Origin of the sequence: Streptomyces sp. NPDC048483, from assembly GCF_040651455.1 — a bacterium.
Taxonomy (GTDB): Bacteria; Actinomycetota; Actinomycetes; order Streptomycetales; family Streptomycetaceae; genus Streptomyces.
Map to the genome: position 1 here is coordinate 50,528 of NZ_JBEZJZ010000010.1, position 26,972 is coordinate 77,499.

Sequence of the window (26,972 nt, forward strand, 5' to 3'; positions counted from 1 at the left end):
TCGCGTGCTCGTAGACGAGATGGGCGACATCGACGAAGCGGGTCAGGGAGGTCTGGCTGGCCTGGATGGCGACGACTGCCCCCGCGCCGGCCGCCAGGGGGAGCCATCCCGCGATCAGCATGGCGCCCAGGGCGATGTAGGTGACGCCGGCGCCGGTCCCGCCCAGGGCGCGTCCGGCCAGTGTCAGCAGAGCGGCGTGCACCCCGAGGCGGGTGTCCTCTTCGGCGATGCGCGACGTGAGCCGGTGGTGCTCGTCGAGCAAGGCCCTTTGGGCGGTGTCGGTGGAAGCGCGCTCGCGCGGTACGCACCGCCGCAGCTCCCACAGGCAGGACCGAGAGAGGGAGCAGGGGGAGCAGGAGGGGGTGAGTCGTTGCAGTTGCTGTGCCCCACACAGGTCGTGTCGCATTACTGCTGGAGCTGGCCTTCGGCCCCTGTCGCGTTCAGGAGCGGCATTGTGTTCCTTTACTGACCGGGTTCCCTGCCCGCCCCCGGGAGCAGCAGCTGAAAATGGGCGCCCTGCAGCACGGGGTGGCCCAGGATGCGCGCCCGGACGCTGAGGTCACCGTCGACTTCACGAGCCAGTCGGCGTGCGATGTGCAGACCGTGGCCCCGGTCCGGGCCACGGGTGGACTCGCCCTTGCGGAACACCCGGTACTCGGAGCCCTCCGCGTACGGCAGACCCTTCCCGCTGTCCTGGATGTCGACGACGAACTCCGTACTCGCCGGGGTGACCGTCGCCCGGACGATCTGTTCCCCGTTCTCTGCCGCCGCCTCGGCCGCGTTGGTGAGTACCTCGTACAGGATCGCCCGGAGCCCGGCGGGGGAGACGGCCACCGGGGCGCTGTCCGGGGCGTGGATCTGCAGTGCGACCTCCGGGTAGTAGGCGGTGAACGATTCCCGCATCTCCAGAAGGGCCACGGCGAGATCGCTGTTGCCGTCCACCGAGACTCCCGACGGAAGTTCACCCGCCGTAGCGGTCAGGGCCCGGGCCGCCGTCAACAGTTCCTCAGCGGGTGTGGCCGGGGACGCGGCCAGCTCCTCGTACCTCCGCAGTTCGGGGCGCAGGGCGTGCCGATACAGCCGCCAGTCGCCGGGGCGGAGGATGTCGCCGAGACCGGCCCGGGCGGACGCGGTCTCCTCCGTCAACTTGAGGAGTGTCTCCTGGAGCTTCCGATCGGCGTCGCCGCCCAGGATGAGCAGGACTCCGCAGCGGTGGAAGCGGACTTCGCCGGCGTCGGCCCCCGCCACCAGCGGCAGCGCCGCCAGCCGGGCCAGGCCCCGCCGGATCTCCGGCTCATGGCCATCGTCGGGCATGTCGTCCCCGGCGACCGACGCGGCGCACAGCAGGATCTCGTCGAGGGTGACCGGCTGCCCCGGAACGGCAGCGGACAGCGCGGCCCAGAAGGCGACCCGGGCGGCCGTCGAGTCGGCGATCGGGGTGAGGGCCGCGTTCTCGACGGTCCGGGCGAACGACGGATCCCGGGCCCAGTCCCGTACGACGCCGTACGCGCCGCGCTCCGGCCGCGCCGCGGTCCTGGGGAGCGCCAGGAACTCCAGGAACAGATGGAGCAGCGCCAGATCGGGACCGGCCTGGAACGACAGGGCGTCGGCCGTCGTCAGATCGCCCAGCCCGGCAAGATCGACGATCCAGCGCAGGACGTGCCACCGCTCGCCGGGCTCGCTGCCGAGCAGTGCCTCCAGCGAGGCCGCCGAACCTCCGGTGAAGGCGTCGAGGGACCACTGCCGCCCCAGCACCCTGAGCAGCTGAACGGGTACCTGCGACCGCAGGGTGACCAGCTCGACGAGATGCCTGAGGTCGAGCGCCGCGCAGGCGGTCCGCTCGGGGGAATCGGACGCCTGCAGTGAGCGGCCCACCGCGATGTAGGGCTGGCGCAGGTCGAGATCGGGCCGGTCCTTCGCGTCCGGAGCGGCGACGAAGAGTTCCACACTTCCGGTGGGCCGGAACCGCGCGGTCTCCGCCTCGGCGAACACCCCGGTGATCGTGGTGAGATACCCGCCCTCGATACGGTGCACCGGTGGCGCCGGGTGGTCCTCCGCGCTGAGGAACCGGGCGAGCGCGCGGGCGAACTGGGCGGCTGTCGACTCGTTGTTGTTGCCGAGCGCGTCAAAGGCCTCCAGCAGCTCCTGACCCCGCTCGTCCACAGGATTCCAGCGGGCGTAACCCGGGGGCCTGATCAGCGGGTTGAGATGCCACAGGAGGATCTCGGACGGGGTCTCCGCGGCCTGCGTCCAGCCGCGCAGCGGCGGCACGCTCTCCGGGCCCCGGCGCGGTGAGGCGCCGTTGGCCAGCAGCAGTTCGACGGCGCGCAGTTGTCCGGCCTCCAGCAGCGCGGCGACAGCGCTCATGGCGTCCGTCTCCCCGCCCCGTCCTCCGTCCCGCTCCGCGTTACGTACGGCCGCTTTCTCGCACCGCTCCCGCAGCTCCGCCCGCTTCTCCTCCAGGGCCTGTTCGAGCGCTGCCTCGTCCGCCCGCAGGCGCTCCTCCACCTGTGGCCAGGACCGCGCGCACAACGCGGTGAGCGCGTCCCGCTCCGGTACGACGGCCACATCGGCCGCACTCGCCCGGTCCACGAGATGCTGAACCCGCCCCAGGAGGCTCTGCAGACACTCGGCCCTGCGCCGGCTCAGCCGCGTCCGCAACTCCTCGATCTGGGAGATCTCCAGCGCCTGGCACTCCGCGAGCGCCTCCTCGGCCACCTGGAACTCACCGGCCGAGATCAGCCCCGTACAGGCCCGGTACTCGTCGTGGTCCCCGGCGATGTCCTCAAGACCGGCGAGGGCAAGCTGCTCCAGGGAGGCGGGTGTCCCGTCGGAGAGCGCCACCAGCAGGCCCGGGAAACGGAACCGTCCCGGCCATGCCGCGAGGAGTCCACGCAGGGAGTCGTCGGTGTCTGTCATCGGTCGTCCGTCCTCCTTCGGCGCTGCGACCGCTGCCACTGGGCGAGCGGGTCGAGCCGGTCCAGCAGGGCCAGCAGGGGTGAGGCGTACGGGCGGCCGAGTCCGTTGGCGTCGCTGAACAGTGCGTCCCACTTGTCCGCGATCAGTTCCGCCAGCTCCCCGCAGCCGGCCGCCTCCGGGGCCGTCGCGGCGGTGGAGCCCGGCCCGTTCGGCATCGGGGCGATCGACCGGGCCCGGCGCACGATGTCCTCGATGGTCTGCAGGAAGGTCCGCTGGTTGCCCCACTGGATCTCGGGCCGTCCGCCGTCGGCCACGATCTGGTCCAGATGGCGGCGGACATGGACGGGCAGCGAGTCCTGCATCCGCGCGCAGTCCTCGGCACTGCCCTCCGCCGCGGCCCGGATCGCCGTCAGCATTCCGTCTCTGGCGAACAGCTCCCGGTGCAGGAACTTGCCAGAGTCGAAGGTGAAGCGATGCAGGCGCTCCATCCGGTCGATCTGGTCGACGAGTTCCTCCCACTGCTCCGCCGTCTCGCTGAGCTCCGTCATCCGGGACAGCTCGGAGGCGAGCAGGGCGAGCGGGAGGGGCCCGTGGCCCGCTTCCCGGTGCCGATTGGCGGCCGCCGCCAGCTCCTGCCACGACGGTGGCAGCGCTTCGTCGAGGAGTGCGAGTGCGATGAGCCCGTCGTCGGGAACGGCCCGCAGCAGCGTCTCGGCGAGACCGGCCGCCGCGCCCACCGCCTGCGCGGGCAGCTCGCTGTAGGACAGCTCCAGTGCCGCCTCGGACAGGACCGGGCCCAGTGGGCCGGTCTCGATGGCCACGGCCGCCGTACAGGCCGCCGGGTGCACCGCCCCTTGGGCCCCGTGGAGAAGCCGACCCAGCAGGGAGGCCTCGACGAACGCGCGCCGGTCCCAGGCCTCGGCGACCAGCCAGCCCGCCCAGCGGGACCAGTGCTCGTCCCGGCTCTCCCGCTCCTGGAGCAGTGCGGCCGCGACCACCGGCCGCATGTCCTCCGGGCGGACCTTGCTGTGCCACACATCCAGTACGCCCCAGAGGTCGTCGACCTGGCGGAGCCGTTCGGCGACGATCGCGGCGTACCGCGCGCTGCCACGCTCGGTGCCAGCGTCGACCAGCAGCGACAGAGCGACTGCGGTGGCCCCGCTGGGCCGGCTGCCCGGCTCGGCGACGGTCTCCGGCTCCGTGCGGAGCTCGGCGGGGACGCCGAGCTCCGCGGCGATCGTCGTGGCCTCGGCAGCGCCCCGGACGTGTACACCGACATGGCTGGTGCGCTCCGACGGCCGCAGGGTGCGCCGCCGGTCGCGCAGCGGCGACAGGCTGCCGATGATCGCCTCGTCGTCCCAGATGGCGGCCCGCGCTCCGGCCCGCTCGTCTCGGACCTTCAGACCTCGGCGGATCAGCGCTTTCAGCTCCGGCTGCGCCGGCGTCCTCTCCTGGCCGCGCCCGGTGGGCCGGATCAGCTGGACCGCGACCCCCTGGTCCAGCCGTTCGCCGAGCGCGGCGACGAACCGCTCGTCGGAGGTCTGCGCGTCGGAGCTGTCGTCGGCCAGCACCAGCCGCCGGGTCGCGTTGTGCAGGGCCTGCTGCACGAGATCCCGGGGCGCTCCGTCCTCCAGGATCTCGACGACCGGGTCGCCCTCGGTGGCGCGGTGCAGGGCCCCCGTCAGCACCGCGTGGTGCTCCACCCAGCTCTCCACCCACAGGGCCCGGGCCGCAGGATCCTGGCGGAGCCTGTCGATGTGTCCCTCCTCCTCGCTCGGAGGCGGTACGGCGGCCACGGGTTCGGCGCGCCGCCGTTCCGGTACGGGCCCGAAGGAGTCGTCCTGGATGAGGATGCGCTGACCGAGCTGCCAGTACGGGAAGGACTTGCGTGCCCAGATCAGCAGATCGGTGACGCACTGCGGGGTGCCGGGCGGTCCGTCCTGGGCGGTGCCCTCGACAAGGATGCCCACTTCTCCCCGGGTGTCCCGGGTGATGTCGACACCGAACGGGCTGTGGGTGCCGACGAAGGCCCGCTGGTTGTCCTGGACCACCACGCAGGCGGCGGTGCGGGCGCTGCGGTCGGTGAAGAGCACCTTGGAAGGGTGGCGGGCCTCCAGGTCGAAGAGGGCCGTCCTGACCCGGTTGGGCAGGGTGTCGCCGTCCCTCCTGCCCCAGAGGAAGACCAGATGCACTCCGCGTTCCAGAGCTTTGCGGAGATCCGGCAGCAGCCCGCTGAGCGCCGCGTAGCTGATGTCCGGAGCGGAGAAGACCAGTTGGGTCCTGGCGGACTGGATGAGGTCCTTGACCGTCCACTCGTGACCGGCGGCGCGGGCCACGACGACAACGGCGGCCTTGGCTCTGCCCGTCTCGGCGATCCGGGCGGAGAGCCGCCGGGAGAGATCGGCAAGGAACTCCTGCCGCACACCGATGTGTTCGGGCTCGACGTCGGCCAGGGCGCGGACCGCCTCGCCCATCCGCCGCAGCAGGCTGTCGGCGTTCTCGGGAGCGACGAGCTGGACGCCGGCCCGGCCGCGCAGCGCCTGGACGAACTTGTGGTCCGGCTGTTGCTCGGCGAGGTCGGCCAGGTGCTGGCGCATCCGCTCGCGGGAGCGGGAGTTCCACCCCGGCTGGTCCCGCTCCAGCAGCTGGGCCGAGATCCGCCCGGTGTCGTTGTCGAGGAACACCTGTGCCTGCGCGCTCAGCCAGCGCAGTTCGCTGGCCGGGCGCAGCACCGGGCTGCGGAAGCCGACATCGAGGACGTTCTTCCGGAAGCCTCTGCTGCGGCGGTCGTTGCGGATGGCGGTCTGGACGGCCCGCAGCAGTTCGTCGGCGGGCAGGTCGGTCTCGCTGAGGACCTGGTGCAGCGGTACGCGCAGGCTGCCCACGGACGGTCGGCGGGTGCCGTGGTCGGCGGGGAAGACCCGGCCGGTGACCGGTTCGAAGAGGAACTGCCGGTGCTCCTGCTTGGCGGCACTGTCCCGCAGTGAGCCGCCCGAGGCGATGACCTCACGGGCCCCGTCGGTGAGTTCCAGGGTGCCGTCCTGGAAACCGACCATGATGTGGCCCTTGCGCCACAGGCTGTGCACCACGTCGAGGACGATGCGGCGGGGCAGCGCGAAGAGGTCAGCCTGGTCCTCGACGGTGCTGCGGCCGGCCGCGATGGCCTTCGCGACCAGGTCCTCCAGGGTGGTCAGCCCGTCCCCGGGGCCCAGCAGCAGGGAGAGGGTGACAAGCCTGCAGGGGATGGCGAGTTCGACGTCCTGGGCCATGCTCACTCCCACTCATCGGCGCGGACGACCTTGCCGAACCGCTTCACGGTGTCCGTCACCAGCCGCCAGTCCTGGCCGCCGTGCTCGGCGAAGTGCTCCAGGCTGCCGACCATGACGAGGAGACGGCGGGCCCGGGACATCAGCACATTGATCACCTCGGCCTGCCCGACGTGTCCGACGCTTTTCAGAACGTCTCCTCTTCTGGTCGACCTGACGAGCGAGACGACGACCCGGTGCGCCTCGCGCCCCTGGAAGGAGTGGACCGTGTGCACCCGGTTGCGCAGTGACCCGCGCTGATTGAGCAGCGCCACCTGGGCCGCGTACGGAGTGAGGACGGCGAGGCTGCCGGGCGCGTCGGGTAGCGACGGGTCGGGCGGGGCCGGGTCCATGCCGGTGACGAGCCGGTCCACCAGGTCGACCTCGCCGACGTTGGTCCAGTACCCCTCATCGGCACAGCCGGGCCGGCCCGTGGTGTCGAGCCACACCAGCGGATGCCCCTCCAGGAACCAGGGCTCCCGGACGCTGTGCGGCACGTTGGCCGCCTCGTGGGTGGTGAGGAAGCTGTTCGGCAGACCCAGGTCGGGATCCTGCTCGACGGGGTCCTTCGGGTAGAAGGCCCGGCTGGCCGGTTCGGCGATGGTCCGGTGCATCCGGAACTGCTTGTCCAGGCTGCCGAGGGGCGGGACCTGCCGGCTCTGGGCGGGCCGCTCCCGCTCGGTGCGGAACAGTTCCCCGAAGAGGCTGAGCACCTTCAAGTAGCTCTCGCGGGCGTCATAGTGGCGCTGGACGTCGGGGTCCGGGTGGCTGTACAGGCTGTGCAGGAAGGCCCGTACGTCGTTCTCCCGGTGGGGGCCGAGCTGCCGGTGGTCGCCGATGAGAGTCCAGCGGACACCGAGCACCAGCGGGGTCACCACCTCCGTCGGCCAGGCCTTGGCAGCCTCCTCCAGGAGCACCCAGTCGAACAGGTCCGAGGGGTCTCGGACGGTGTCGGTGATGGTGGCGGCCATGGAACAGGTGGCCAGGACGATGTTGGCGCCCGCCTTGATCCGGTCGGAGATCTCCACCTGGTCGGGCACGACACGCTCGAGCCACTGCTGCACGAGGGCGGCCTCGCTCGGGGTCACATCCGTCCGGGCACCGGACCCGCCGGGCCCGCCACCCAGCTTGTGCTCGATGTTGCTGACGACCCGCCGGGTCAGCGCCTCCAGGGTGTGCTGGTGCAGCCGCGGGTCGACCTTGTCGATCCCGCCCATCTGGGGCATCTCCCGGAGCATCAGGATCTGTCCCTTGTCGATGCCGTCGCCGAGTTCCTCGGCCAGCCGGATGCCGAGGTTGTCGAGGGCGAAGTTCGACTGGGCGCTGACCAGGATGCGAGCGCCTTTCTCCATCCGGAGATAGCGGCTGACGGCATGCGTGGCGACGGTGGTCTTGCCGGTGCCCGGCGGGCCCTGGAGGGCGTAGAAGGGGTGCAGCGAGAGCATCTCCCGGATCACGCTGGGGGCGTTGCCCTCCAGGCCGCTGTCGTCGGCGTCGTTGTAGCGGCCGCGGCCGAGGTCGAAGGAGAGCGGTTCGCGCAGGGCCCGGATGAGACCGGGCAGATTACGCAGGGAGTGCCAGGCCCGGGCCTGCCGGCCGAGCTGGATGTCGGAGCCGGAGTCGGTGGAGGGCCGCAGCCAGCCCGACGCGGGGATCCGCCCGCCGCCGATCCGGCGCACCTCGACCGAGTGCGCGTCGAGCCGCCGCAGGACTCTGACCTGGATACGGTCTCTGCCGAAATGCGGCCGGTCGGGTGTCCCCACCACGTCTAGCTTGATGAAGTCATCGTCGTCGGAGCCGAGATCGGCGACGAAGTCACCGAGATGCGGACGGCGACCGGGATCCATGGCGTACACGGTGAGCAGCGCGTTGCGGTGCTTGCGTTCGTCGTCGCGCTGCTGGTCGTACATCAGGACGGCGGTGCCCTGTGGGGTGTCGCCGGCCGGTGTGTCCTCCGCTGCCCGCTCGGTCCGGATGAACGGGTACTTCCGGGCGTTGAGTTCGACTGCCTGGTAGTCGATGAGGAAGTCGAGGGCCTTGAGGAACTCCTCGTCCTTGGGGTCCTTGCTCCGCGCCCCGACCGACACCGACTCGGTGAGCCGGGTCCACGACGGGCGGCCGGTGCGGTGGTGGGACATGTCCTGCCCGGTCCGGTAGGACACGAGGTCGATCCGGGACAGGCGGCGCCGTGGATGCGCGTTGACGAGTTCCTGGGCGTAGTCGCGGTCCCGGAGGTACTTGATGACCAGCATGTCGTCGCAGACCCGCTGACGGTCGCGGTACGTCGGGTTCTCGATGAAATACGCGCAGAACCAGATCGCGCTCTCGCCGATCAGGACCCACTCCGCCTCCCGCAGCGTCTCCTCACGGGCGCCCGTCGCGTAGCCGAAGGCGCCGTTGGGAGAGCGGACCAGTTCCGCCTGGCGCAGCTCCTTCTCGAAGAAGGCCCTCAGCTCCTCGCGGCCGGCGGCGTCGTCAGGGCTGCGGGAGATCCAGTTGCGCTGTTTGTAGATCGTCTCGACGGACTCGTCCGGCATGAAGGCGACGAGATGGGGGCGCTGGTTCTCTTCCTTGTCCTCCCAGAAGCCGCAGACCGCCTCCCAGTCCTGCTCGATGCGGCGGGCCGCCTCGTACGAGGTGATGCGTGACTTGGGGGTCGGCTCCAGCATGCTGCGGAGTACCCGGGTGAGCGCGCCGGGGAGTTCGGGCCGGTTGGCCAGGTGGGTGCGCATCGCCCGGTGCAGTTTGTTCAGGGCCGTGCGCAGCCCGGTGTCGTCGGCGACGGCGACGGCCGCGTACTCGACGGGGACGCAGCTGTGGATCGGCCCGCAGAACAGCTCGAACCCGAGGACGCCGAGCCCGAACACGTCCGTCGTGTCCCAGTCGCGCCGGGACGAGGGGGCTCCCTCGAAGAGGGAGGGGTGGGTCTCGGGAGCCAGGTAGGCGAGATGACGGGCCGGCTCGACGTTCTTGGGAGGCGTCAGATAGAGCTGCCGGATGCTCTGCTGGGCCTCGTCGGCCTGGGTGGAACTGCCCATGGCGCGCAGCAGATTGCCGATCAGCGTGCTCATCTCGAAGCGTTCCAGGCTCAACGCCAGGTGCTCGGCGGCGTCGCTGTGGGGCGGTGTGTGGACCCGCAGCGCGCCGAGGGTGAGATTGCGGTGCAGGATCCCGGAGCCGTGCAGCTGGCTGAGGGCGTCGACGAGCACACTGAATTGCTCGAAGGCGGCGATCCGGTGTTCCTGGGCCCACGAGACGGCCCAGTCGATGTCCAGTGGGCTGCCGTTCTCCTTGGTCATCGTGAACGCGATGCTCTCGGTCGCGTCGAAGCTGCCGTCGGTGATCTCGGGCAGGGCGGGGTGGTTGAGCGCTTGAAGCCGCAGCAGACTGCGGACCTCGTGCTCCCACAGCTCGCCCGCAAATTTGTGGATGTCGGCGAAGAGCGACATCTCGAAGGTCTCGTAGTCGTCACCGGGGGTCTGCATACGGACGCGCATCAGCCGGTCCTGCAGCACCACGACCGGTTCGTCGATCCTCTTGTACGGACCGTACGAGGCCGTGGCCTTGCGGCAGAACAGCCTGTCGACCAGTTCGGCGTACCTGTCAGTGTCCTTGCCTGCTCCGGACATTACGGCCCCCTCCCGTCTGTCCTGTCAGCAGCCAGGACTCCATGCGTATGACGAGCAGTCCCTCGTCGGTTCCGATCGCGATCCGGCCGTCGCCGAGCGCGGCGAGGCTGCGGCACTGGATCTCCAGCGAGAGCGTGTACAGCGGTGTCCGGCCTCCCGCCGGATCGGGATCCCAGAAGCGCACGGTCTGGTCGTTGCCGTCGCCGCAGGAGGCGAGCAGGAGCCGCCCGTCCGGTGTGGTGAACTCCACGACGTCGGTGACCCAGTCCTGGTGGCCGGTCAGCAGCCCGCCGTACGGGCGGCCGGTGGCCTCTACCGTGAGCTGGATCTCTTCGCTCCTGCGGTACGTGGCGCGCAGCGGGAGCCCACCCGGTCCGCTCAGTCGGCTCGCGCCGGTCGGCGGCCCCGCGGGGTGGTGGCCCTGGGGCACGGCCGCGGGCTCACCGGTGGTGGCGTCGAAGGCGGCGAGGCGGCCCCCGTGGTCCTCGGCGAGCAGCAGCGTGGTGCCGTCCGGCCCGCCGATGGTGGACAGTCGTTCGTTCCGGACCGCGGACGGATCGGCGGCGGTGGCCGTGGCAGCGGCGATGGCGGCGGTCGCCGTGGCGGACCGGGGGCCGGGGATCGTTGTGGGCTCCTGCGGGAGGTACGGGTTCCAGACGCTGACGGTGCCGTCGTCCGCTGCGGACGCAAGCAGGGTGTCGCCGGCCGGGCCCTCGAAGGCGGTGATGGCGAGGCCCTGGGCAAAGCGGGCGCGTGGGCCGGGTACGAGCGGGGCGCGGTCCGTGAGGTCCTCGGCCCGCCCGGTGAGCGCGTCCCATACGCGGACCGCACCGCTCCGCGCGACGGCGGCCAGCAGCGGGCGACGGCCGACGGCGGCGGCGAGAAGGGTGAGGCAGTTCACGGGGCCGTCCGAGCGGAACTCGGTGACCAGCTCTCCGGAGACGGGCTCCCACACCTGTACTCCGCCGTCGTCCCAGCCCCCGGCCAGCAACGTGCCGCCGCCGTCGGGCCGTTCGAACGCTGCCAGGGCTCGCGCCGTCGCGCCGGCCCGTTGCACAAGTGCGCCCACCCGGTGACCGGTGCACGCGTCCCAGACCCGTATCCCGTCACCGGCCGCACTCGCCAGCAGGGTGCTGCCGCCGCCCTGGAAGGTGGTCAGGGCCCAGACCGGTCCGCTGTCGTGGCTCCGGAACCAGGGCCTGTGCACCTGCCCGGTCAGCGGGTCGAGGAAACGGATCCCGCCGCCGACCTCCCCGACGGCCACCAGGGGCACGGCAGCGGAGCCGCCCGGGTCCTGCGAGCCGTGCGAGCAGTCCGAGCCGGCGGCATCCGCCGGCAGCAGGCAACCGTGCAGCATGTGCGGCCACATCCCGTTCTCAGCCACCCGGCAGAGCCGTGGCCGCCCCGAAGACACGTCCCAGATCCGGATGCGCTTGTCGTGGCCAGAGGTCGCCAGCAGGGTGGTGCCGGGAATCGAGGTCACCGCCGTCACCGGGCCCTGGGCGAACGGCTCGGCCGCCGCGGCGGCATACCCGCGCGCCGGGTCCCAGACTTGGAGGCCACCACTGTCGTCGACCCCGGCGAGCAGCGTGCTCCCGCCCGGTCCCGCCACCGGTGTGAGGGAGCGGACCGGCAGCGGCCGGCGGGCCAGGGTCAGCCGCGGCGGGCGTGGCCGCAGCCGGGCCCAGCACACCTGCCAGCCCGCGCCCCGGCTGGCGTCGGTCGCCTCCTCACGTACGGGCGCGACTCCGGCCGCGCGGGCCGTACCGAACTGCCGCAGCCCCACCCGGTCGGCCGGTCCGCAGCGCCGCAGCAGATGGGCCGCGTCCAGCACGCCGAGGACGGAGGGCGGCAGCCCGCGCGCCTCGCCCACCGCGCGCAGCACATCGGTGGCGACGGCCTCCACCGACAGTCTGTCGAGCACGGTGGGGCGGCCGGCCAGCGCGGTCCATCCCGGTATCCCGGCTGCCGCGGCGTGGCTGGACAGATGCCGGGCCAGATAGGGGTTGAGCGGTTGCTCGGGGCCCTCGTCCGCCAGCCGTACCAGCGCCTCCGCGACCCGACGCCAGCGCTCGCCCACATCGCTCGTGCCGTACGCCGCGTTGCCGTACGCGGCGGTGAAGTGCTCCGCGAACGTGCGGTGGGCGAGGCGGTGGACGCTCTGGCCGTCCTCGCCGTCGAGCACGATGTACGGAGCCGCGGCCTTCAGGATCTCGTCGATGTCGTCGGAGGAGACCGCCTCTTGTCCGGTGCCGCCGAGGGCGGCGGCCGCGGTGGCCCAGATCCGATCCGCCCGGGGCAGTCCCCTGCCCTGCGCATGGGCGAGAGCTTCCAGCAGCTGGCCCGCCCGTGCGTGGCGCGCGCCGAGGCGCCGGACGGCGGTGGCGAAAAGGGAGAGGTGATCGCCCCGCAGGAGTACGGCGAGTTCACGGGCGCGGTCTGCGAGCAGAAGGCCGGGGTCGGCAAGGATCTCGTGCACGGCGAGCCCCGCGTACAGGAAGTCCCGGTCCTGCGTGTCGTCGGCCGTGTCGCCCTCCGTGCCGCCCACGATCAGTGCGCAGGCGCGGCGGACGGCGTCCGGGAAGGTCTCCGGCCGACCGAGGTAGGAGGCACGCGCCTGTTCCAGGCTCCTGGTGACGTAGTCGTCCAGGGCCTGCGCGTCGCGGCGTAACCAGTGCACGGAGACATGGTCCTCGGCCGCGCCGAGGGCGTCGAGAAGGTCGTGGTCGGCGCTCGGGGCGCGGTCCGGCGCTTCGTACGACGAAGGGCGCGCCCCGACGACCAGCCGGATGCCCGGGAGCGTGCCGAGCTGGCGCAGCAGCCCGGCGAGCAGCGGTGGCTCCTGCGCCTCGTCGAGGGCGTCGACCAGCAGGGTGTACGGGCGCTCGTGGTGGGTGGGACCTGAACGCAACGTGGCGATCAGGTCGTTGAACTCGTCGACGGGGGGCCGGACGTCCGGGCGCGGCTGCGCCCCCAGGGCTGCCGCCAGCCGGGCGGTGACGTCGTGGGCGGTGGCCCCGGTCAGGTGGAGTGTGAGGTCGAAGGCGGGCAGTTCCGGGTCCATGTCACTCGGGCCGGCCGCGAGACCGGCCCGGGAGAGCAGCGGCAGCAGCTCGCCGAGCCGCGCGTTCGCGTGCAGCAGGACGTTGCCGAGCAGTGCGGACTTGCCGCACCCGGCGCGCCCGGTGACCACGAGGAGCCCCGAGCGGTGTTCCGCCAGCCAGTCGGCGATCGCCGCGCGGTCCTCCGTACGCCCGGCGAAACCCCAGGACAGCTCGCCGAACCCCGAGCCGAGCCCCTTGCGGGCGAAGTGGGCGCGGTCGGCCTCCGGCAGCGCATCGACCGCCTCCCGCAGCCGGGCGTGGATCTCCACCGAGGCGGTGACCGGAAGGGCGGTGCGGCGGCGCAGCGGCGGCAGACCGCCCAGGTTGAGCGCGGCGACGAAGAGCGTACGGGTCTCGTCGAGGCGCGCGCCCAGGTCGTGGAGGGGGATCACCGTGTCGTGATCGCTGTAGCTGTGGGTGAGGACGTGCTCCAGAGTCCGTCGGAAGGTTCCCAAGTGTCCCTCGCCCTCGTCCCGTCCGGAGCCGACGAGCAGCAGGCCTCGGGTCGCCGACTCCTCGCCGCCCGACAGGTACGACAGTGCCTTCCTCACGAACAGGCCGGCGCCGCACGCTTCGACGACGACGATGTCCCACAGGCCGTCGGAGGAGCGCTGCCGACGCGCCTCCGCGACGTGGTCGGCGAACGCTTCGGGGAGGAACTCGGCGTCGTCCGTGTCCGGGTCGTGTCCCCTGATGTACAGGGCGGCCTTCTTGCCGTTCGACCAGCCGTGACCGACCCACAGCAGAAGGGAGTTGTGGAGTTCGACGGGTGTGGACCACCCTCTCAGCCGCGTGAAGACCCGGCCCAGGTCGCGCTCCTTGGGCTTCACCTCCCAGGGAACGAGAGCGCCGCCGAGCGGTTCGAGGATCGCGCCGATCGCGCAGGCCTCCTCGTCGGCAGCGACTTTCTCCTCGCTCAGGTACTCGCCGAGCGGCACGGTGTAGACGTCGAAGCCCTGCGCGCCGGGCTTCTCGCCCGTTTCCTCCCCCTCGTGCATGGATCAGCTGCCGAGGTCCGGGTCCTCGGTGGCGGCCAGGACGAGCCGGGTGACCGGTTCGCTGCCGCCGGACACCTTGATCCGGTACAGGCCGGGTTCCCGCAGCCGGCACCGGGCCCGCAGGGCACCGGACGCGTCGCTACGCGGTGGCAGTTGCGGGCTCGCGACGACCCGGTCGGCGTCGCCGCTGTCTTGGACCACGCAGCTCATCCTGCGGGGGTTGTCCTCGCCGGTCACGGTGATCTCGAACTCCTCGCCCGCGGTGACCAGATCGGGCACTTCCAGCCCGGTCTCGCCGTGCCCGAGCCGCTGTCCGAGGTCCTCCAGCCGGCGCAGCCCGGTCAGCAGTCCGCGCGCCAGGTCGATCGCACCGCCGCAGGTGGCCAGGGCGCCGTGCTGCTGGGCGAGGGCGACCTCCTCGACTCCGCCCGCATGTCCGGCGTACCGGTAGACGGTGCCGTCGCCCCCGAGGTCCTCCGTGAAGGGCCGCCCGATCTCGTCCCGCCAGATCTCGTCGTCGTCGCGCCGCTGGAACACATACGCCTGGGGTGTGACGACCCCGGAGTCCAGCCGCAGGCTCTGCATGGTGTGCTGGGCGATCCCCACGGCCATCCGGTGACCCGGGAGCGGCGCGCCCCTGAGCACCCTGAGGCGGTCGAGGGAGTGCGCGGCGAGTTCGCGGTCGCCGCCGAGGTCCGCCACGTCGGCGGGGGTCAGCGGGACCATGTCGTCGTCGGTCTCGACACAGCGGTAGGCGGGGAGCAGGTCGTGCAGCCCGGGGAAGGTACGGGCGAGGTCGCGCAGCTGCCGGTGGGGCAGCGGTACGGGCGCCCCGCGGCCGGAGTTGAGGATCGCCGCAGCCTTCACCGCGCCGTGGAACGGCGTCCCGAGGGTGAGTGTGGCGCGTACGCGCTCGACCGCCCCGGGGATCCGGGCCAGCTCCCGGACCAGCAGTCCGCCCATGGAGTGGGCGATGAGGACCACTTCGGCGGGCCGCCCGTCGGGGTCGTGGCGCCGAGCCGCCTCGTACGCGGGATGCGCGGTCCAGGCCGTCAGATGCCGGTCGACGGCCTCGGCCAGTCGGCGGGCGTTGTAGGCGACCGGGAGCCGCCAGTCGTACGGGAACTCGCAGATCGCGGCGGGGTCGGCGACGGCTGGCGTGAGCCCCCTCACCAGGTTGGTGTACGGCTCCACACCACCCAGCAGCGGAGACCAAGAGGCGAACTTGAGCAGCCGCCGTGCGGTGACCCGCCCGACCTTCCCGGCCCGCTCGTCTTCCGTGACGGCCAGCGCCGCCATCCCGCTCTTGTGGTGCCAGCGCGCGGCGTACGCGAGCGCCTGCCTCATCCCCCACAGGACGCGACCCGTGTCGGCCTCGACGAGTTCACTCCCCATGATTCCGGGGATGATCACCACCGCATCGTGCGTCACTGCACGCCTGACAGCAGGAGGGTTTACGGGATCTAAGCGCTCCATGAGCAGCAAGCGTACGGCGAAACACCTCGCCCCTGCGGGGAGTTCGGCGCTTTGTGCAGCCGCAGGTTCTGGCGCCGCTACCAGGGGACCGGGCCAGCCGCGTCGAAGGAGCCGCCGGACGGGCCGTCGGCGCGGCTGGTGGCCATACGGACGCAGGAGCGGGGTGACCATGGTGATCCCCTGCTGGCGGACGGCGGTGATCCGGTCGGCCAAGGGGCAGCCAGCATCGAGGTAGTGCTCGGTGGGCTTGAGGTTATGCGCGGCTAGGCACTGTTGGACGGGGGAGGCCACCTTGACGTTCGGCACGGTCGCCTCGGTGGTGTGTACGTCCGTACTTTCCTATTTCACCTGCTCCGTGGGCGTCAGAGCCTTTGGCGGACCAGGAGCCAGCCGTCCGGGCCCCGACGGAACTCCCAGTCGTAGGGCCCGCCCATGGCGTAGAGAGAGGAGGCTCTCCCGGGTGCGGTGACGGCGACAAACCACATGTAGCCGATGCCAGTTGCACGGTCGCCCTCTACGTCGAAGTGCATGTTGAGCATGTGATGCTGCATCCTCGAGTAAGGCGATTCCGCCTCTTCCACCTTCGCCCGGACCGCCTCCTTCCCCTGGGTCTTCTCCCACGGCCCGAACTCCAGCACCGCGTCCTCGGCCCAGCAATCGATCCAGGTCTGCCAGTCCTTGGTGTCCAGCGCCCTCCACCCGCGGATCATGAGGGCGCGCAGAGCTTCCTTGTCCTCCAGGGCCCGCAGCCTGCAGGCCAGGCTGTCGTAGTCGGCGGCGGTGTGCGGCATGTCAGTTCCTTCCCGGACGGGTCATTGGGCGCTTGCGGCGGGACGGACGACGATTTCGTTGACGTCGACCTGCGAAGGCTGCGAAATGGCGTAGGCAATGGCCTCCGCGATGGCGGAGGCGGGCAGTGCCACGGCGCGGTAGGTCTTCATGGCCTCCCTGGCGGCAGGGTCGGAGATGCTGTGGGCGAGTTCGGACTCGGTCACGCCCGGGGAGACGAGGGTGACCCGGATGCTTCCGTTGGACTCCTGGCGCAGTCCCTCGGAGATCGCGCGGACGGCGAACTTGGTGGCGCAGTAGACGGCGGCGGTGGGAGAGACCTCGTACGCGCCGACGGAGGCGATGTTCACGAAGTGCCCGCCGCCCTGAGCCCGCATCGCGGGCAGCGCGGCGGCGATCCCGTGCAGGACTCCCCGCACGTTCACGTCGATCATCCGGTCCCACTCGTCGACCTTCAGCGCTTCCAGCGGCGAAAGCGGCATCACTCCGGCGTTGTTCACCACCACGTCGATCCGGCCGTAGCGCTCGCGGGCGGCGGACACGAAAGCCCGGACATCGGCGGCATCTGTCACATCCAGCCGCTGGAACGCCGCCGAGCCACCCTCGGCGGCGATTTCCTTGGTCAGCGCGTCGAGACGGTCGGTGCGCCGCGCTCCCAGGAGGAGACGGTGACCGTCGGCTGCAAGCCGGCGGGCGGTCGCCTCTCCGATCCCGCTGCTCGCTCCGGTCACCACCACGACCTTGGCTGCGTCTGTCATGCCTGCTTGTCCTCTCGATAGAGCACGAGGTGCTCGTGGTAGAGCACACCGTCACGGATGTCGCCCGTCGCGGTGAACCCGGAGTCGTCGACGTAATCGATGTGCCGGCCGGTCACGGTGTAGCGGCCCGTGTACGCGCCGCGCCGGTCACCGCGGGCCTCGTCGTACCGGCCGTCCGCCCGCAACTCCTGACGGATGTGACCGTCCGCGGTCACCCACATGCCGACCACGTCGGCATCGTCCTGCGCCGTGTTCCCTGCCACGACGGACTCCCCTCGTCCATGGGTGCGGATCTGTCCTGCCCGACCGAGTCTGAGCGGGGCAGAGACCGCCGACCAGGACCTGTGCTCCCTGGGTGCGGTACACCCAGGCAGCACACCGCCCCTACGGCCTAGCCTGAGGACATGACCGACAACCACCTGGGTGATTTCCTCCGTGCGCGCAGGGCGGCCCTGCGGCCGGAGGACCTCGGCATGGCGAGCCACGGCGCGCGCAGGGTCACCGGGCTGCGCCGTGAGGAGGTCGCCGTCCTGGCCGGGGTGAACGCGGATTACTACACCCGGCTGGAACAGGGACGTGAACGCCACCCATCGGCCCAGGTACTCGACGCGCTCGGCCGCGCCCTGCGGCTGGGCCCCGACGCCCACGCGCACCTGCACCAGCTGGCCGGGACAGCACCCAGCAACCAGTTCACCCACACCACGGACCGAGTCAGTCCCGCCCTGCGGCAGCTGATGGACGGTTACCCGGGCGCCCCGGCGTTCGTCATCAACCGGACCTTGGACGTGCTCGCGGCCAACACCCTGGCCGATGCCCTGCACTCACCCTTCGCACCGGCCGACAATCTGGCCCGCATGACCTTCCTCGACCCGGCAGGCCGGCAGTTCTACACCCGGTGGAACCACACGGCGCAGGCCACCGTGGGCCACCTGCGCCAGGCGGCCGGCCTCGACCCGGACAGCCCGCGGCTGCGGGAACTCGTCCGCGCCCTCACCGAGCACAGCGCGGACTTCACGCGCCTGTGGAACGCCCACGCCGTACGTGGCAAGAACCAGGACGCCAAGCACGTCCTCCACCCGGACGTCGGCCCCCTGACACTCACCTACCAGTCCTTCGACGTACGCGACGCTCCAGGCCAGCAACTCGTCATCTACCAGGCCGAACCCGGCAGCCCCAGCGCCCAGGCCCTGGGCCTGCTCGGCTCCCTCCACGTCCCCTCGAATCGGGCCGTCAGGTAGCCGAAGTGCCGGTGAGGTGCGATCCGTGGCCGGGCATGGAGCAGCAACCTTGGATGTGCTGGGAATGGCAGCATGACCTCGGAGTGGGCCAGCAGCCAGGCAAGCGTGACCTGGGACGAGGTCATCCCAGGCGCGGACGCGATCGGTCGACCAGCCCGCCGGGGCAGGCGAGTTCACCCGGCGGAGTCGATGAGCTGCACGCCGAGTTCGACCGCGCGGCGCACCAGGCGGATGCACTTGTCGCGGTCGTCGGGTCGCCTCAGGTGGCCGTGCGTTGGCCGTCACCACACATCTCACCCAGAGGCCACCCCAGTGCCGTCAGGCAACTGACCTGATATCACCCCATCAAGTTCAGTAGCAACCACACGACCCGGAATGCGGCCTGCAGTGACTGCCGCGCGGGCCGGTCCGCATTCGATTCTCCCCAGATTCTCCCCAGGGCCCACGGGGCGGTGCAGTGTGCCCAGAGTGGGGGAACGACCGCACGGTTGCCGGCCCTGCCGATGATTACTCAACGTCATGTGTGTTACGGGGGCTACCTGCCCCAGATCTTCCGGTACGTCGTGCGGTAGCCGGGCGGGTCCCAGGCTGTCGCGCCTTTGCTGTTGGCGGCGGTGGAGATGTGTACGGGGGCGACGTAGCCGCTGGCGGGTTTGCCGGAGAAGGCGCGGTTGAATTCGTCGAGGATCTGCCAGCCCTGCTGGGCGAAGGGTTCGGGGACGGTGGCTGTCTGGAACTGCTTGCTGTTGATGCGTTGGAAGGCGGAGGGGTCGCCGTCGCCCGCGCCGATGTTGAAGGGGGCGTCGGCGCCCTTCCTGCGTGCTGCGCGCAGGGCCGGGGCGGCGTCGGCGAAGTACACGTCGTTGATGGCTACGGAGTGTGTCCAGGAGTCAGGGAAGCGGGAGAGGAGCGAGGAGACTTCCTGGGGGGTTCGGCTGCTGGTGTCCGAGATCGGGATGTTCTCCTCTGCCAGCAGCTTCAGGCCGGCGCACGTGGCAAGTTCCTTCTTGATCAGTTCGGACTTGTTCCTGGCGAACGGAATCGACGCATCCGTGAACACGACGACTCCGCCGTTGCCATTGGCGTGCGTGATGATCCAGTCCGCGCTGATCTTCGCGACGTCCTCGACCCTGGTCGTGATGTTGCTGAAGAGTTCGGGGTCCCGGCTCGGGCCGGGAGCGGCGACCGCGTGCCAGCCGATGAGCGGGATGTGTTGTGCGTGGGCCGTCGCGACCTGCTGTGACGTCAGATGGGGGTCGAAGCCGCCGATGACGATGCCCGACGGCCGGAGGGCGATGGCTTGGCTGAATGCGGCCTGGATCCCGGCGGGCGTGCCCTGGCCGTCGATCACCCGGACGTTCCAGCCGAGGGCTTTCGCGGCTTCCTCCACGCCCTTGGCGGCGCCTGCGACACCGGGGTTGGTCATGGTCTGCGCGACATAGACGATCTTCATGCCGGAGGTTGCCTTGGGGCCACCGGCCGGTCCGTGCCATGCGGAGTGGGCCTTCTCGGCATGCTGCACGGCCGCCTTGGCTCTGGCCAGGACAGCGGGGCAACCGGGTCCTTCCAGCCGTGCAGAGGAGGAGCCGGCACCGGTCGATGTGCCGCGCTCGCAGCCGACGATGAGGGTGGCCGCGACTGCCAGTACGGCTGCGCTGCCGAGGACGGTCCTGCGGTTCGCGTGCACGGGGCGCTTCCTTGCGGAGGGGAGGGCGTGGTGGCGACGGGGCGTGGTGGTGACCGCGGAGTGCGATGGGCGGGGGCGCGACAGGCGTGGTGACGACAGGCGTGGTGACGACAGGCGTGGTTACGAGGGGACTTTGGGCCTGTCGTGGAGCGCTCGGGGAGGTTCCGTCCGGCGTTGCCGTAGTTGTCGCCGCGCGGCATAGCCGGCCATGCCGACGGCGATGAGCAAAGTGGCGCCGTTGAACAGCGGGGTGACCCAGAACTGGGCACCGAGCTGGCCGATGCCGGCGAGGCCGACGGCGAGGATGACGACGGCGATCAGGGTGCCCAGGGCGTTGGCGCGGCCGGGTTTGATCGCGGTGGAGCCGAGCAGCGCACCGACGAACGCGGGCAGCAGGTAGTCCAGACCGACGCTGGGGTTGCCGATGCGCTGCTGCGCGGCGAGCAGGACACCGGCGATACCGACGATCAGACCCGATCCGGCGAAGGCGTAGATGACGTAGCGTCGGGTGGGGATGCCGACCAGGTCGGCGGCGCGGGGGTTGGAGCCGATGACGTACAGGTACCGGCCGAGCGGCAGTCGTTCCAGGAGCAGCCACAGTACGGCGGTGAGGGCGAGGACGTAGAAGGCGGAGACCGGCAGGCCGAGGAACCTGGAGTCGTAGAGGTCGGTGAAGGCGGCCGGCAGGCCGTGCGGGCCGGGGACGATCCGGGCGCCGTTGGTGATCCAGCCGGTGAGGGCGTAGAGAATGCTGCCGGTGCCGAGGGTGGCGATGAACGAGTTGATCCTCGCGAATTCGACGACGACACCGTTGACGGTACCGACTGCCGCCCCGCCGAGAATCACCACGAGGCAGGCGAGTGGCCAGGGCCAGGATTCGTTGGCGATGAGCTGCAGGGTCATGACGTGCGCGAGGCCGAGACCATAGCCGATGGACAGGTCGAAATGGGCTGTGACGATGGGGATCGTGGCGCCGAGCGCGAGGATGGCGGGGATCGACTGGTTGGACAGGACCGCCGAGATGTTGTCCAGCGTGGGAAAGGTGTCCGGCAGGGCGAGGGAGAAGGCCAGGAACAGCACGGCGGTGAGCGCCAACAGGCCGTAGGAACTGATGAGGTGCCCCGTCCGGCGGCGCAGCGGGGAACGGGGGGAGGGGGAGGGGGTCATCGTCTCGTCGTCCCGGTAAGAGGGGCCATGGCAGAAGCGGCGCGGGCGAGTCCCGTGACAGTGAGGGCTGCACCGCTCAGCTCCACTGTCTCCACCCCGCGGACGAACACCAGGGCGCGATGGCACACCTTGGCGACCTCCTCGAAGTCGGTGGAGAGGAGCAGGACGGCGAGGCCTTCGGCGAGCGCGTCCTGCAGCAGGCGGTAGACCGCCGTCTTGGCCCCGACGTCCACCCCGGCGGTCGGCTCTTCGAGGATCAGCAGCCGTCGGCTCGTCCTGAGCCCCCGGCCGACCATGATCTTCTGCTGGTTCCCGCCGGACAGGGTGGAGATCGGCGCCTCGCTGTCCCGGGGATGGACCGAAAACCGCTCGACCAGCTCGGTGGCCTCGGCCCGCTCGCGCCGGGGGCCGATCCAGTGAAAGGCCGTCAGGCCGTCTGCCCGGGGGTTGGCCAGGAAGTTCTCCCGTACGGTCAGCTCGGCCGCGCAGCCCTCTTCCTGACGGTTGCTGGTCACAAAGGCGACGCCGGTATCGACTGCGGCCGTGACCGTGCTCGGTGCGTAGGGGCGCCCGTCGAGCAGGGCCCGTCCGCCGATGATCGGGCGGGCGCCGGCCAGGGCGCGGCCCAGTTCCATGTGTCCGGCGCCGGTGAGGCCCACCAGGCCGAGGATCTCACCGGCGCGCACTTCCAGGCTGACCGGCGCCGTGTTCGCGGTCCGTACGCCGTCGAGGCTCAGGACTGCCGAGCCCGAGGCGGGGGCGATCCGGTAGCTGCCCGGTTCGTGGCCGACGATGTCGTGCACCAGCCGGGCGGGGCGGTAGCCGGCGAGCGGGCCCCGGCTGATGAGGCGGCCGTCGCGCAGGACGGCGAAGGTGTCGGCGACCTTGTACACCTCATCGAGCCGATGGGTGACGAAGACGATGGCATGGCCCTGGTCGCGCAGGGAGTGCAGCACACCGAAGAGACGGGCACAGTCCGCCGCCGGGAGGCTGGCGGTCGGCTCGTCAAGGACGATCAGCTCGGCTTGTGTGGCAAGTGCGCGGGCAATGGCCACCAGGGAGCGTTCGGCCCGCGGGAGATCACCGAGGGTGGCGCGCGGGTCGAGGTGCGCGGCGATGATGCCCAGGGCCTCGGAGCACTGCCGGTGGCTCATCCGCCAGGACAGCAGTCCTGCGCGGCGTGGATAGCCGGCCACCAGAGCGATGTTTTCGGCGACTGTCATCCACTCGACCAGTCCCAGGTCCTGGTGGATGAAGGACATGGTGCGGGAGGCCGCTTCGGTGCCGAGCGGGTGCCCGGCAACCGTCACCTCGCCCTGGTCCGCGTGGAGGACGCCCGCGAGGACCTTGATGAGGGTGGACTTTCCGGCACCGTTGGGACCGAGCAGGGCGAGGATGCTCCCGGAGTCGATGTCGAGGTCGACCGCGTCCAGTGCCAGTGTGCCGCCGAACCGCTTGCTGAGACCGCGTATGCGGACGAGAGGCTCCGGGCCTCGGCGCGGGGGAGGGGCGGTCTCATGGGCGTCAGGCACAGAATTCTCCGGGGGCCGGCCTTTTGGTTCTTCCTGACTGAAGGGCTTTCCTGGCTGAAGGGGCGAGGGCGCCGGGCGCTTCGCGGTGGTGATGGCGTCCTGTGGTGTGGTCCCGCAGCGCCCTACCAGCACCTGTTGCCGCATTTCCGCATGCTAAGGCCCTATTTGGCTTCTCTGCCGGATGGGCTAGGAGAGAGCGGGAATGTCGTCGAAAGAGCTCTCGACGGTGCCGGGCTTTGTGCCGGGTACCTCCAGAGCGCACTCGGCCCAGATGACCTTGCCATCGGTGGTGTAGCGGGTGCCCCAGGCCTGGGTGAGATGGGCGACGAGGAACAGGCCGCGGCCGCCCTCGTCCGTGGTGGCCGCCTGGCGCAGGTGCGGGGCGGTGCTGCTGGTGTCGGCGACCTCGCAGGTCAGCGTGCGGTCGTAGAGCAGGCGCACCTGGATGGGGGCGGTGCCGTAGCGGATGGCATTGGTGACCAGCTCGCTGAGCAGGAGTTCGGTGGCGAAGACGACCTCATCCAGCCCCCATTCGGTCAGTTGGCGAGCGACACCGGCACGGATTCCGGAAACGAGCGCCGGGTCGGCGGGCAGCTCCCAGGTGGCGATCCGGTGCGGGTCCAGGGCGTGGGTGCGGGCGACGAGCAGTGCGATGTCGTCCGAGGGGCGGTCGGGCACCACGGTCCGGAGAACGGCCTCACAGGTGTCGTCGGGCGGGCGGCTCGGGTGCGCCAGGGCTTGGCGCAGCCGGTCGAGGGCCGCGTCGACGTCGCGGTGGCGGTCTTCGATGACTCCGTCGGTGTAGAGGACGAGCTGGCTGCCTTCGGGGAGGTGGAATTCGGCGGTTTCGAAGGGGAGCCCGCCCAGGCCCAGAGGCGGGCCGGCCGGCAGGTCGGGGAAGGTGACGGCGCCGTCGGGGCGGACCAGCGCGGGCGGGGGGTGGCCGGCTCGGGCCATCACGCACTGCTGCGAGGCGGGGTCGTAGATCGTGTACAGGCAGGTGGCGCCGATGATGCCGGTGCCATCGGCGGAGGATTCCTCATGGCCCTCGTCCCGGTCGAGGCGCCCCACCAGATTGTCGAGGTGGGTGAGGACCTCGTCCGGGGCGAGGTCCAGTTCGGCGAAGTTACGGGCGGCGGTGCGCAGTCGGCCCATGGTGGCGGCGGCGTGCATTCCATGGCCGACGACGTCCCCGACGATAAGGGCGACGCGGCTGCTGGAGAGGGGGATGACGTCGAACCAGTCCCCGCCGACTCCGGACTCGGCAGGCAGATAGCGGTAGGCGACCTCGACGGCGTTCAGCTCGGGGAAGCTGTGCGGCAGCAGGCTGCGCTGCAGAGCCACGACCATGGTGTGTTCGCGGGTGTACCGGCGGGCGTTGTCGATGCAGATGGCAGCGCGGGTGGCGAGTTCCTGGGCCAGGGAACGGTCGTCGTCCCCGAAGGGGGCGGGGTCCCGCGAACGGTAGAAGCTTGCTACGCCCAGGGCGATGCCGCGGGCGATCAGGGGGACGGCGATCAGGGAGTGGACGTTGTGGCCGAGGATGCGCTGGGCGGCCGCGGGATCCTGGGCGATCCAGCCCGGAGCGGCTCTCAGGTCGGGCTCGAGTACCGGCTGTCCGCTGGTCAGACAGCGGAGTTGGGGAGTGGTCGGGCGAAGATCGACCCGCGCACCGGCCGGGTAGAAGGGGCAGTCGTCGCGATAGCCGTGGACCACCGTGCGGTGCAGGCCGGCGCGCGGATCGGTCGGTTCCTCGCCGCGCAGCACCGCTTCGGGAAGGTCGATGGTGACGAAGTCGGCCAGGCGCGGGACGGCCATCTCGGCGAGTTCCCGGGCGGTGCGGCTCACGTCCAGGCTGGTGCCGATGCGGGTGCTGGCCTCGGACAGCAGCTCCAGGCGTCGTCGGGCCGCCACGGCGTACGTGCCCACCCCCGGCTCGCCCAGCAGCACCAGCCCACTGGTCGTACCGTCAGCGGTACTTCCGGGGGTGCCGGTACTTCCGGTGGTGCCGGGCGTGCGGGCCGTCGTGACCGCTCGGCCGGGTACGGGGCCGGGGCGGCTCTCGCGCAGCGCGGTGGTGGGGGCGAGGACCGGCTGTGCCGGCGGGTTGGGCGGCACGCCGGCTTCGGCGCGGACGGCGAGGGGCTGCTGCTGCGAGGGAAGGACCGCTTCGATGATGACGCCCTCCACTCCGCAGGAGCTGGTCACCGGGCTGCTCAGCAAGGTGACGCGTCGGCCGCCGGGCAGGGGTACCTCGACGGCGGCTCGTTGGGCCGAGGAGATCAGGTCGGTGGCCCGCTCCTTGAGGATCATCTGGTCACGCCAGTCCAGCCCGCTCTCGGCGAGCTCGCCCAGCTGCCCGTTGCCTGTCCCGGTCGGCGAGCGGCGCCTGGCGTCGAGATACGCCTGCAGCAGGGCGCGCTCTCGCGTCGAACTCTGTTCCAGCATCCGGCGCTCGATGATGCCGGCCGCCCTGCGGATCAGGGCGTTCAGCGCGGCATCCGCATCGGCCATCGGATAGCCGAAGCAAAGAATGCCTTCTATGCGCCCACTGAGCAGATCCCGGATGGGAATCGCCGCACATGCATTCGACTGGGCGCGTTCGGCGAAATGCTCGGCTCCGTAAACGTTGATCAGTTTTCTTTCCGCAAGTGCCAGACCGATTCCATTGGTCCCGCCGAATTGTTCCGCGAATACGAAGCCGGGGACGCTCTGGATCGGTGGCAGATGCCGGACCATCGCGCTTTGGCCGAAACGGCGTTGCAGCACGGCACCGCGCCCATCGGCAAGGGACACGTTCATGGTCCTGCCCGCGAACCTGGACTGCAGCCGGTCCAGTACGGGCACCGCGGCGCGGACGAGTCGGCCGTCCAGGTCGAGATCCTGGTCGTAAGGCAGCTCGCATCCGTCCGGTGAGAGCCCCAGCGACTGGGAACGCTGCCATGAATTCAAGATCGAGCTGCGTACGGCGCCCTCGACCGGCTCACCGCGAAGAAACTGCTCACGGGCGCGTGCGGGACCGATGTCATCTCCCGCGAGCCCCATCCCAATCACTTCCCACATCCGTACGTGCCGCCAAGGGCCACCCGTACGCCGGAGCAGCCGTCCCATTTGATCCAATTGTAGGCCTATGTATAGATGGCGCCGCCGAGCGCGGGCAGGGAAGAGGGGCTCCGGGTATTCGGCGAACCGACCGAGGTGATCATGGCGTTGACGGCCGTCACAGGACCGCGATCGGGTTGACGGGCGACCCTGTGCCGCCAGGAATGTTCAGGGGGGCCACCAGAAAGAGAAACTCGTAACGGCCCGTATCGGCCCCGACCGCGGAGAGTGCCTCGAGGTCGAGGTTGTCCAGCAGCGGGACCCCCATCGCGGCGACGGCGAGCGCATGAACCGGGGAATGCAGGCCGTCGACCGGCGAGGGCCGTACATCGCTGTCGCCGTCGCCGCCCAGCACGGCGATGCCGCGCTCGGCCAGGAGGGGCATGGCGTCCACGTGGAAGCCCGCGCTCGCCGCGTCGGGATTCCAGGCACCCAGTTCCCGGCGGCGGCGGAAGCGCCCGGACCGCAGCAGCACCGCATCGCCCTCGCCGATCGTCACGCCGAGCGCCCCCTCCGCGGCAACGATGTCCTCGGCGTGCACAGCCCGTCCGGGTTCGAGCCACTTCTCGCCCAGAACGGCGGGAAGATCCAGGAGCACGCCTTTGGCCACAAGGGGGCCAAGCGCGGAGACGGCCCCGAAGCGGGCACCTGCGGCGGTGACCAGCTCACGCGCGGCGCCGCCGTCGTAGAGGTGCCCGCGGTAGGCGATGTGGGACAGCGCATCCAGATGGCTGACGGCCTTGCCGTGGTAATCGACGGCGAGGAAGTCCTTGTGCACGGAGGGCTCGGGGGCCTCAACATCACCCAGGTCAGACATGTAATGCAGGGCGGGCCGACTGTTGTCCGGTCCAGGTGCCGTGTCCCACGGGCGCCCCATCGGGACGACGGTTCCCGACCGGACCAGGGTGGTGGCCCGCCGTACGTGCTCCGCAGACACCCGGTTCCAGGCGCCGCGGTCGGCCGGCGTCCAGCGGCCCCACGTACGGACCGTCTCGAAGAGCGCGTCGAACTCCTCGCGGGAGACGGCAGGGCCATTGCCGATACCGGCCGTCGAGGGAACCGGTGCATCGCTGGGGTTGCTGGTCATCTGCTCATCAGCGCTCCAAGGCGGATGGGCTGCGGTCCGGGCGTCGCGTCCAGGCACAGCGGATCCTTGGCGGACCGACGCGGCGTACGCCGGATCGACGGCGGTCCCGTCGGCCGCCGACAACTCGATCTTGGCCCACTCGGAGGCCCACCGCAGACGCTGCACCGCCATCCTGACCATG

14 protein-coding genes are annotated in these 26,972 nt (G+C 70.9%); 1 reads left to right on the top strand and 13 read right to left on the bottom strand.

The window, feature by feature from the left end:
• Positions 1-462 precede the first annotated feature (462 nt).
• The 8 genes from AB0D04_RS07925 to AB0D04_RS07960 form a co-directional block, all read right to left on the bottom strand.
• Complete coding sequence (locus AB0D04_RS07925) at positions 463-2,919, bottom strand: ATP-binding protein (protein ID WP_362700525.1); 2,457 nt, start codon at positions 2,917-2,919, stop codon at positions 463-465.
• Positions 2,916-6,188: a hypothetical protein gene (locus AB0D04_RS07930; protein WP_362700527.1), complete on the bottom strand. Its 3,273-nt coding sequence runs from the start codon at positions 6,186-6,188 to the stop codon at positions 2,916-2,918. Before AB0D04_RS07930 ends, AB0D04_RS07925 begins: the two co-directional genes overlap by 4 nt.
• Before the next feature lie 2 nt (positions 6,189-6,190).
• Positions 6,191-9,853: an AAA domain-containing protein gene (locus tag AB0D04_RS07935; RefSeq protein ID WP_362700529.1), complete on the bottom strand. Its 3,663-nt coding sequence runs from the start codon at positions 9,851-9,853 to the stop codon at positions 6,191-6,193.
• Positions 9,828-13,955 (bottom strand): AAA family ATPase, encoded by a 4,128-nt coding sequence (locus AB0D04_RS07940; RefSeq protein ID WP_362700531.1) that lies wholly within the window; start codon positions 13,953-13,955, stop codon positions 9,828-9,830. Before AB0D04_RS07940 ends, AB0D04_RS07935 begins: the two co-directional genes overlap by 26 nt.
• Positions 13,956-13,958: 3 nt before the next feature.
• Positions 13,959-15,368 (bottom strand): hypothetical protein, encoded by a 1,410-nt coding sequence (locus AB0D04_RS07945; RefSeq protein ID WP_362700533.1) that lies wholly within the window; start codon positions 15,366-15,368, stop codon positions 13,959-13,961.
• Positions 15,369-15,793: 425 nt separating this feature from the next.
• Positions 15,794-16,222: a nuclear transport factor 2 family protein gene (locus AB0D04_RS07950; RefSeq protein ID WP_362700535.1), complete on the bottom strand. Its 429-nt coding sequence runs from the start codon at positions 16,220-16,222 to the stop codon at positions 15,794-15,796.
• A gap of 21 nt (positions 16,223-16,243) precedes the next feature.
• On the bottom strand, positions 16,244-16,978 hold the full coding sequence (locus AB0D04_RS07955) for an SDR family oxidoreductase (RefSeq protein WP_362700537.1): 735 nt from the start codon (positions 16,976-16,978) through the stop codon (positions 16,244-16,246).
• Entirely contained in the window at positions 16,975-17,241 is a 267-nt protein-coding gene (locus tag AB0D04_RS07960) for an Atu4866 domain-containing protein (protein ID WP_362700538.1), read from the bottom strand. Before AB0D04_RS07960 ends, AB0D04_RS07955 begins: the two co-directional genes overlap by 4 nt.
• A gap of 141 nt (positions 17,242-17,382) precedes the next feature.
• Between AB0D04_RS07960 and AB0D04_RS07965 the strand changes: the two genes are divergently transcribed.
• Positions 17,383-18,216 (top strand): helix-turn-helix transcriptional regulator, encoded by an 834-nt coding sequence (locus AB0D04_RS07965; protein WP_362700540.1) that lies wholly within the window; start codon positions 17,383-17,385, stop codon positions 18,214-18,216.
• Positions 18,217-18,751: 535 nt separating this feature from the next.
• On the opposite strand, the gene AB0D04_RS07970 is transcribed toward AB0D04_RS07965, so the two are convergent.
• The 5 genes from AB0D04_RS07970 to AB0D04_RS07990 form a co-directional block, all read right to left on the bottom strand.
• Positions 18,752-19,903: a substrate-binding domain-containing protein gene (locus tag AB0D04_RS07970; protein WP_362700542.1), complete on the bottom strand. Its 1,152-nt coding sequence runs from the start codon at positions 19,901-19,903 to the stop codon at positions 18,752-18,754.
• A 120-nt stretch (positions 19,904-20,023) separates the two neighbouring features.
• On the bottom strand, positions 20,024-21,070 hold the full coding sequence (locus AB0D04_RS07975; RefSeq protein ID WP_362700544.1) for an ABC transporter permease: 1,047 nt from the start codon (positions 21,068-21,070) through the stop codon (positions 20,024-20,026).
• The gene (locus AB0D04_RS07980; protein WP_362700546.1) at positions 21,067-22,602 is read right to left on the bottom strand and encodes a sugar ABC transporter ATP-binding protein; all 1,536 of its coding nucleotides are present in this window, start codon (positions 22,600-22,602) and stop codon (positions 21,067-21,069) included. The genes AB0D04_RS07975 and AB0D04_RS07980 overlap by 4 nt, the downstream gene beginning before the upstream one ends.
• Positions 22,603-22,788: 186 nt before the next feature.
• On the bottom strand, positions 22,789-25,647 hold the full coding sequence (locus AB0D04_RS07985) for a SpoIIE family protein phosphatase (protein WP_362700634.1): 2,859 nt from the start codon (positions 25,645-25,647) through the stop codon (positions 22,789-22,791).
• Between the two features lie 175 nt (positions 25,648-25,822).
• Positions 25,823-26,791 carry a cyclase family protein gene (locus tag AB0D04_RS07990; RefSeq protein WP_362700636.1) on the bottom strand — a complete coding sequence of 323 codons (969 nt, stop codon included), beginning with the start codon at positions 26,789-26,791 and terminating at the stop codon, positions 25,823-25,825.
• Positions 26,792-26,972 lie beyond the last annotated feature (181 nt).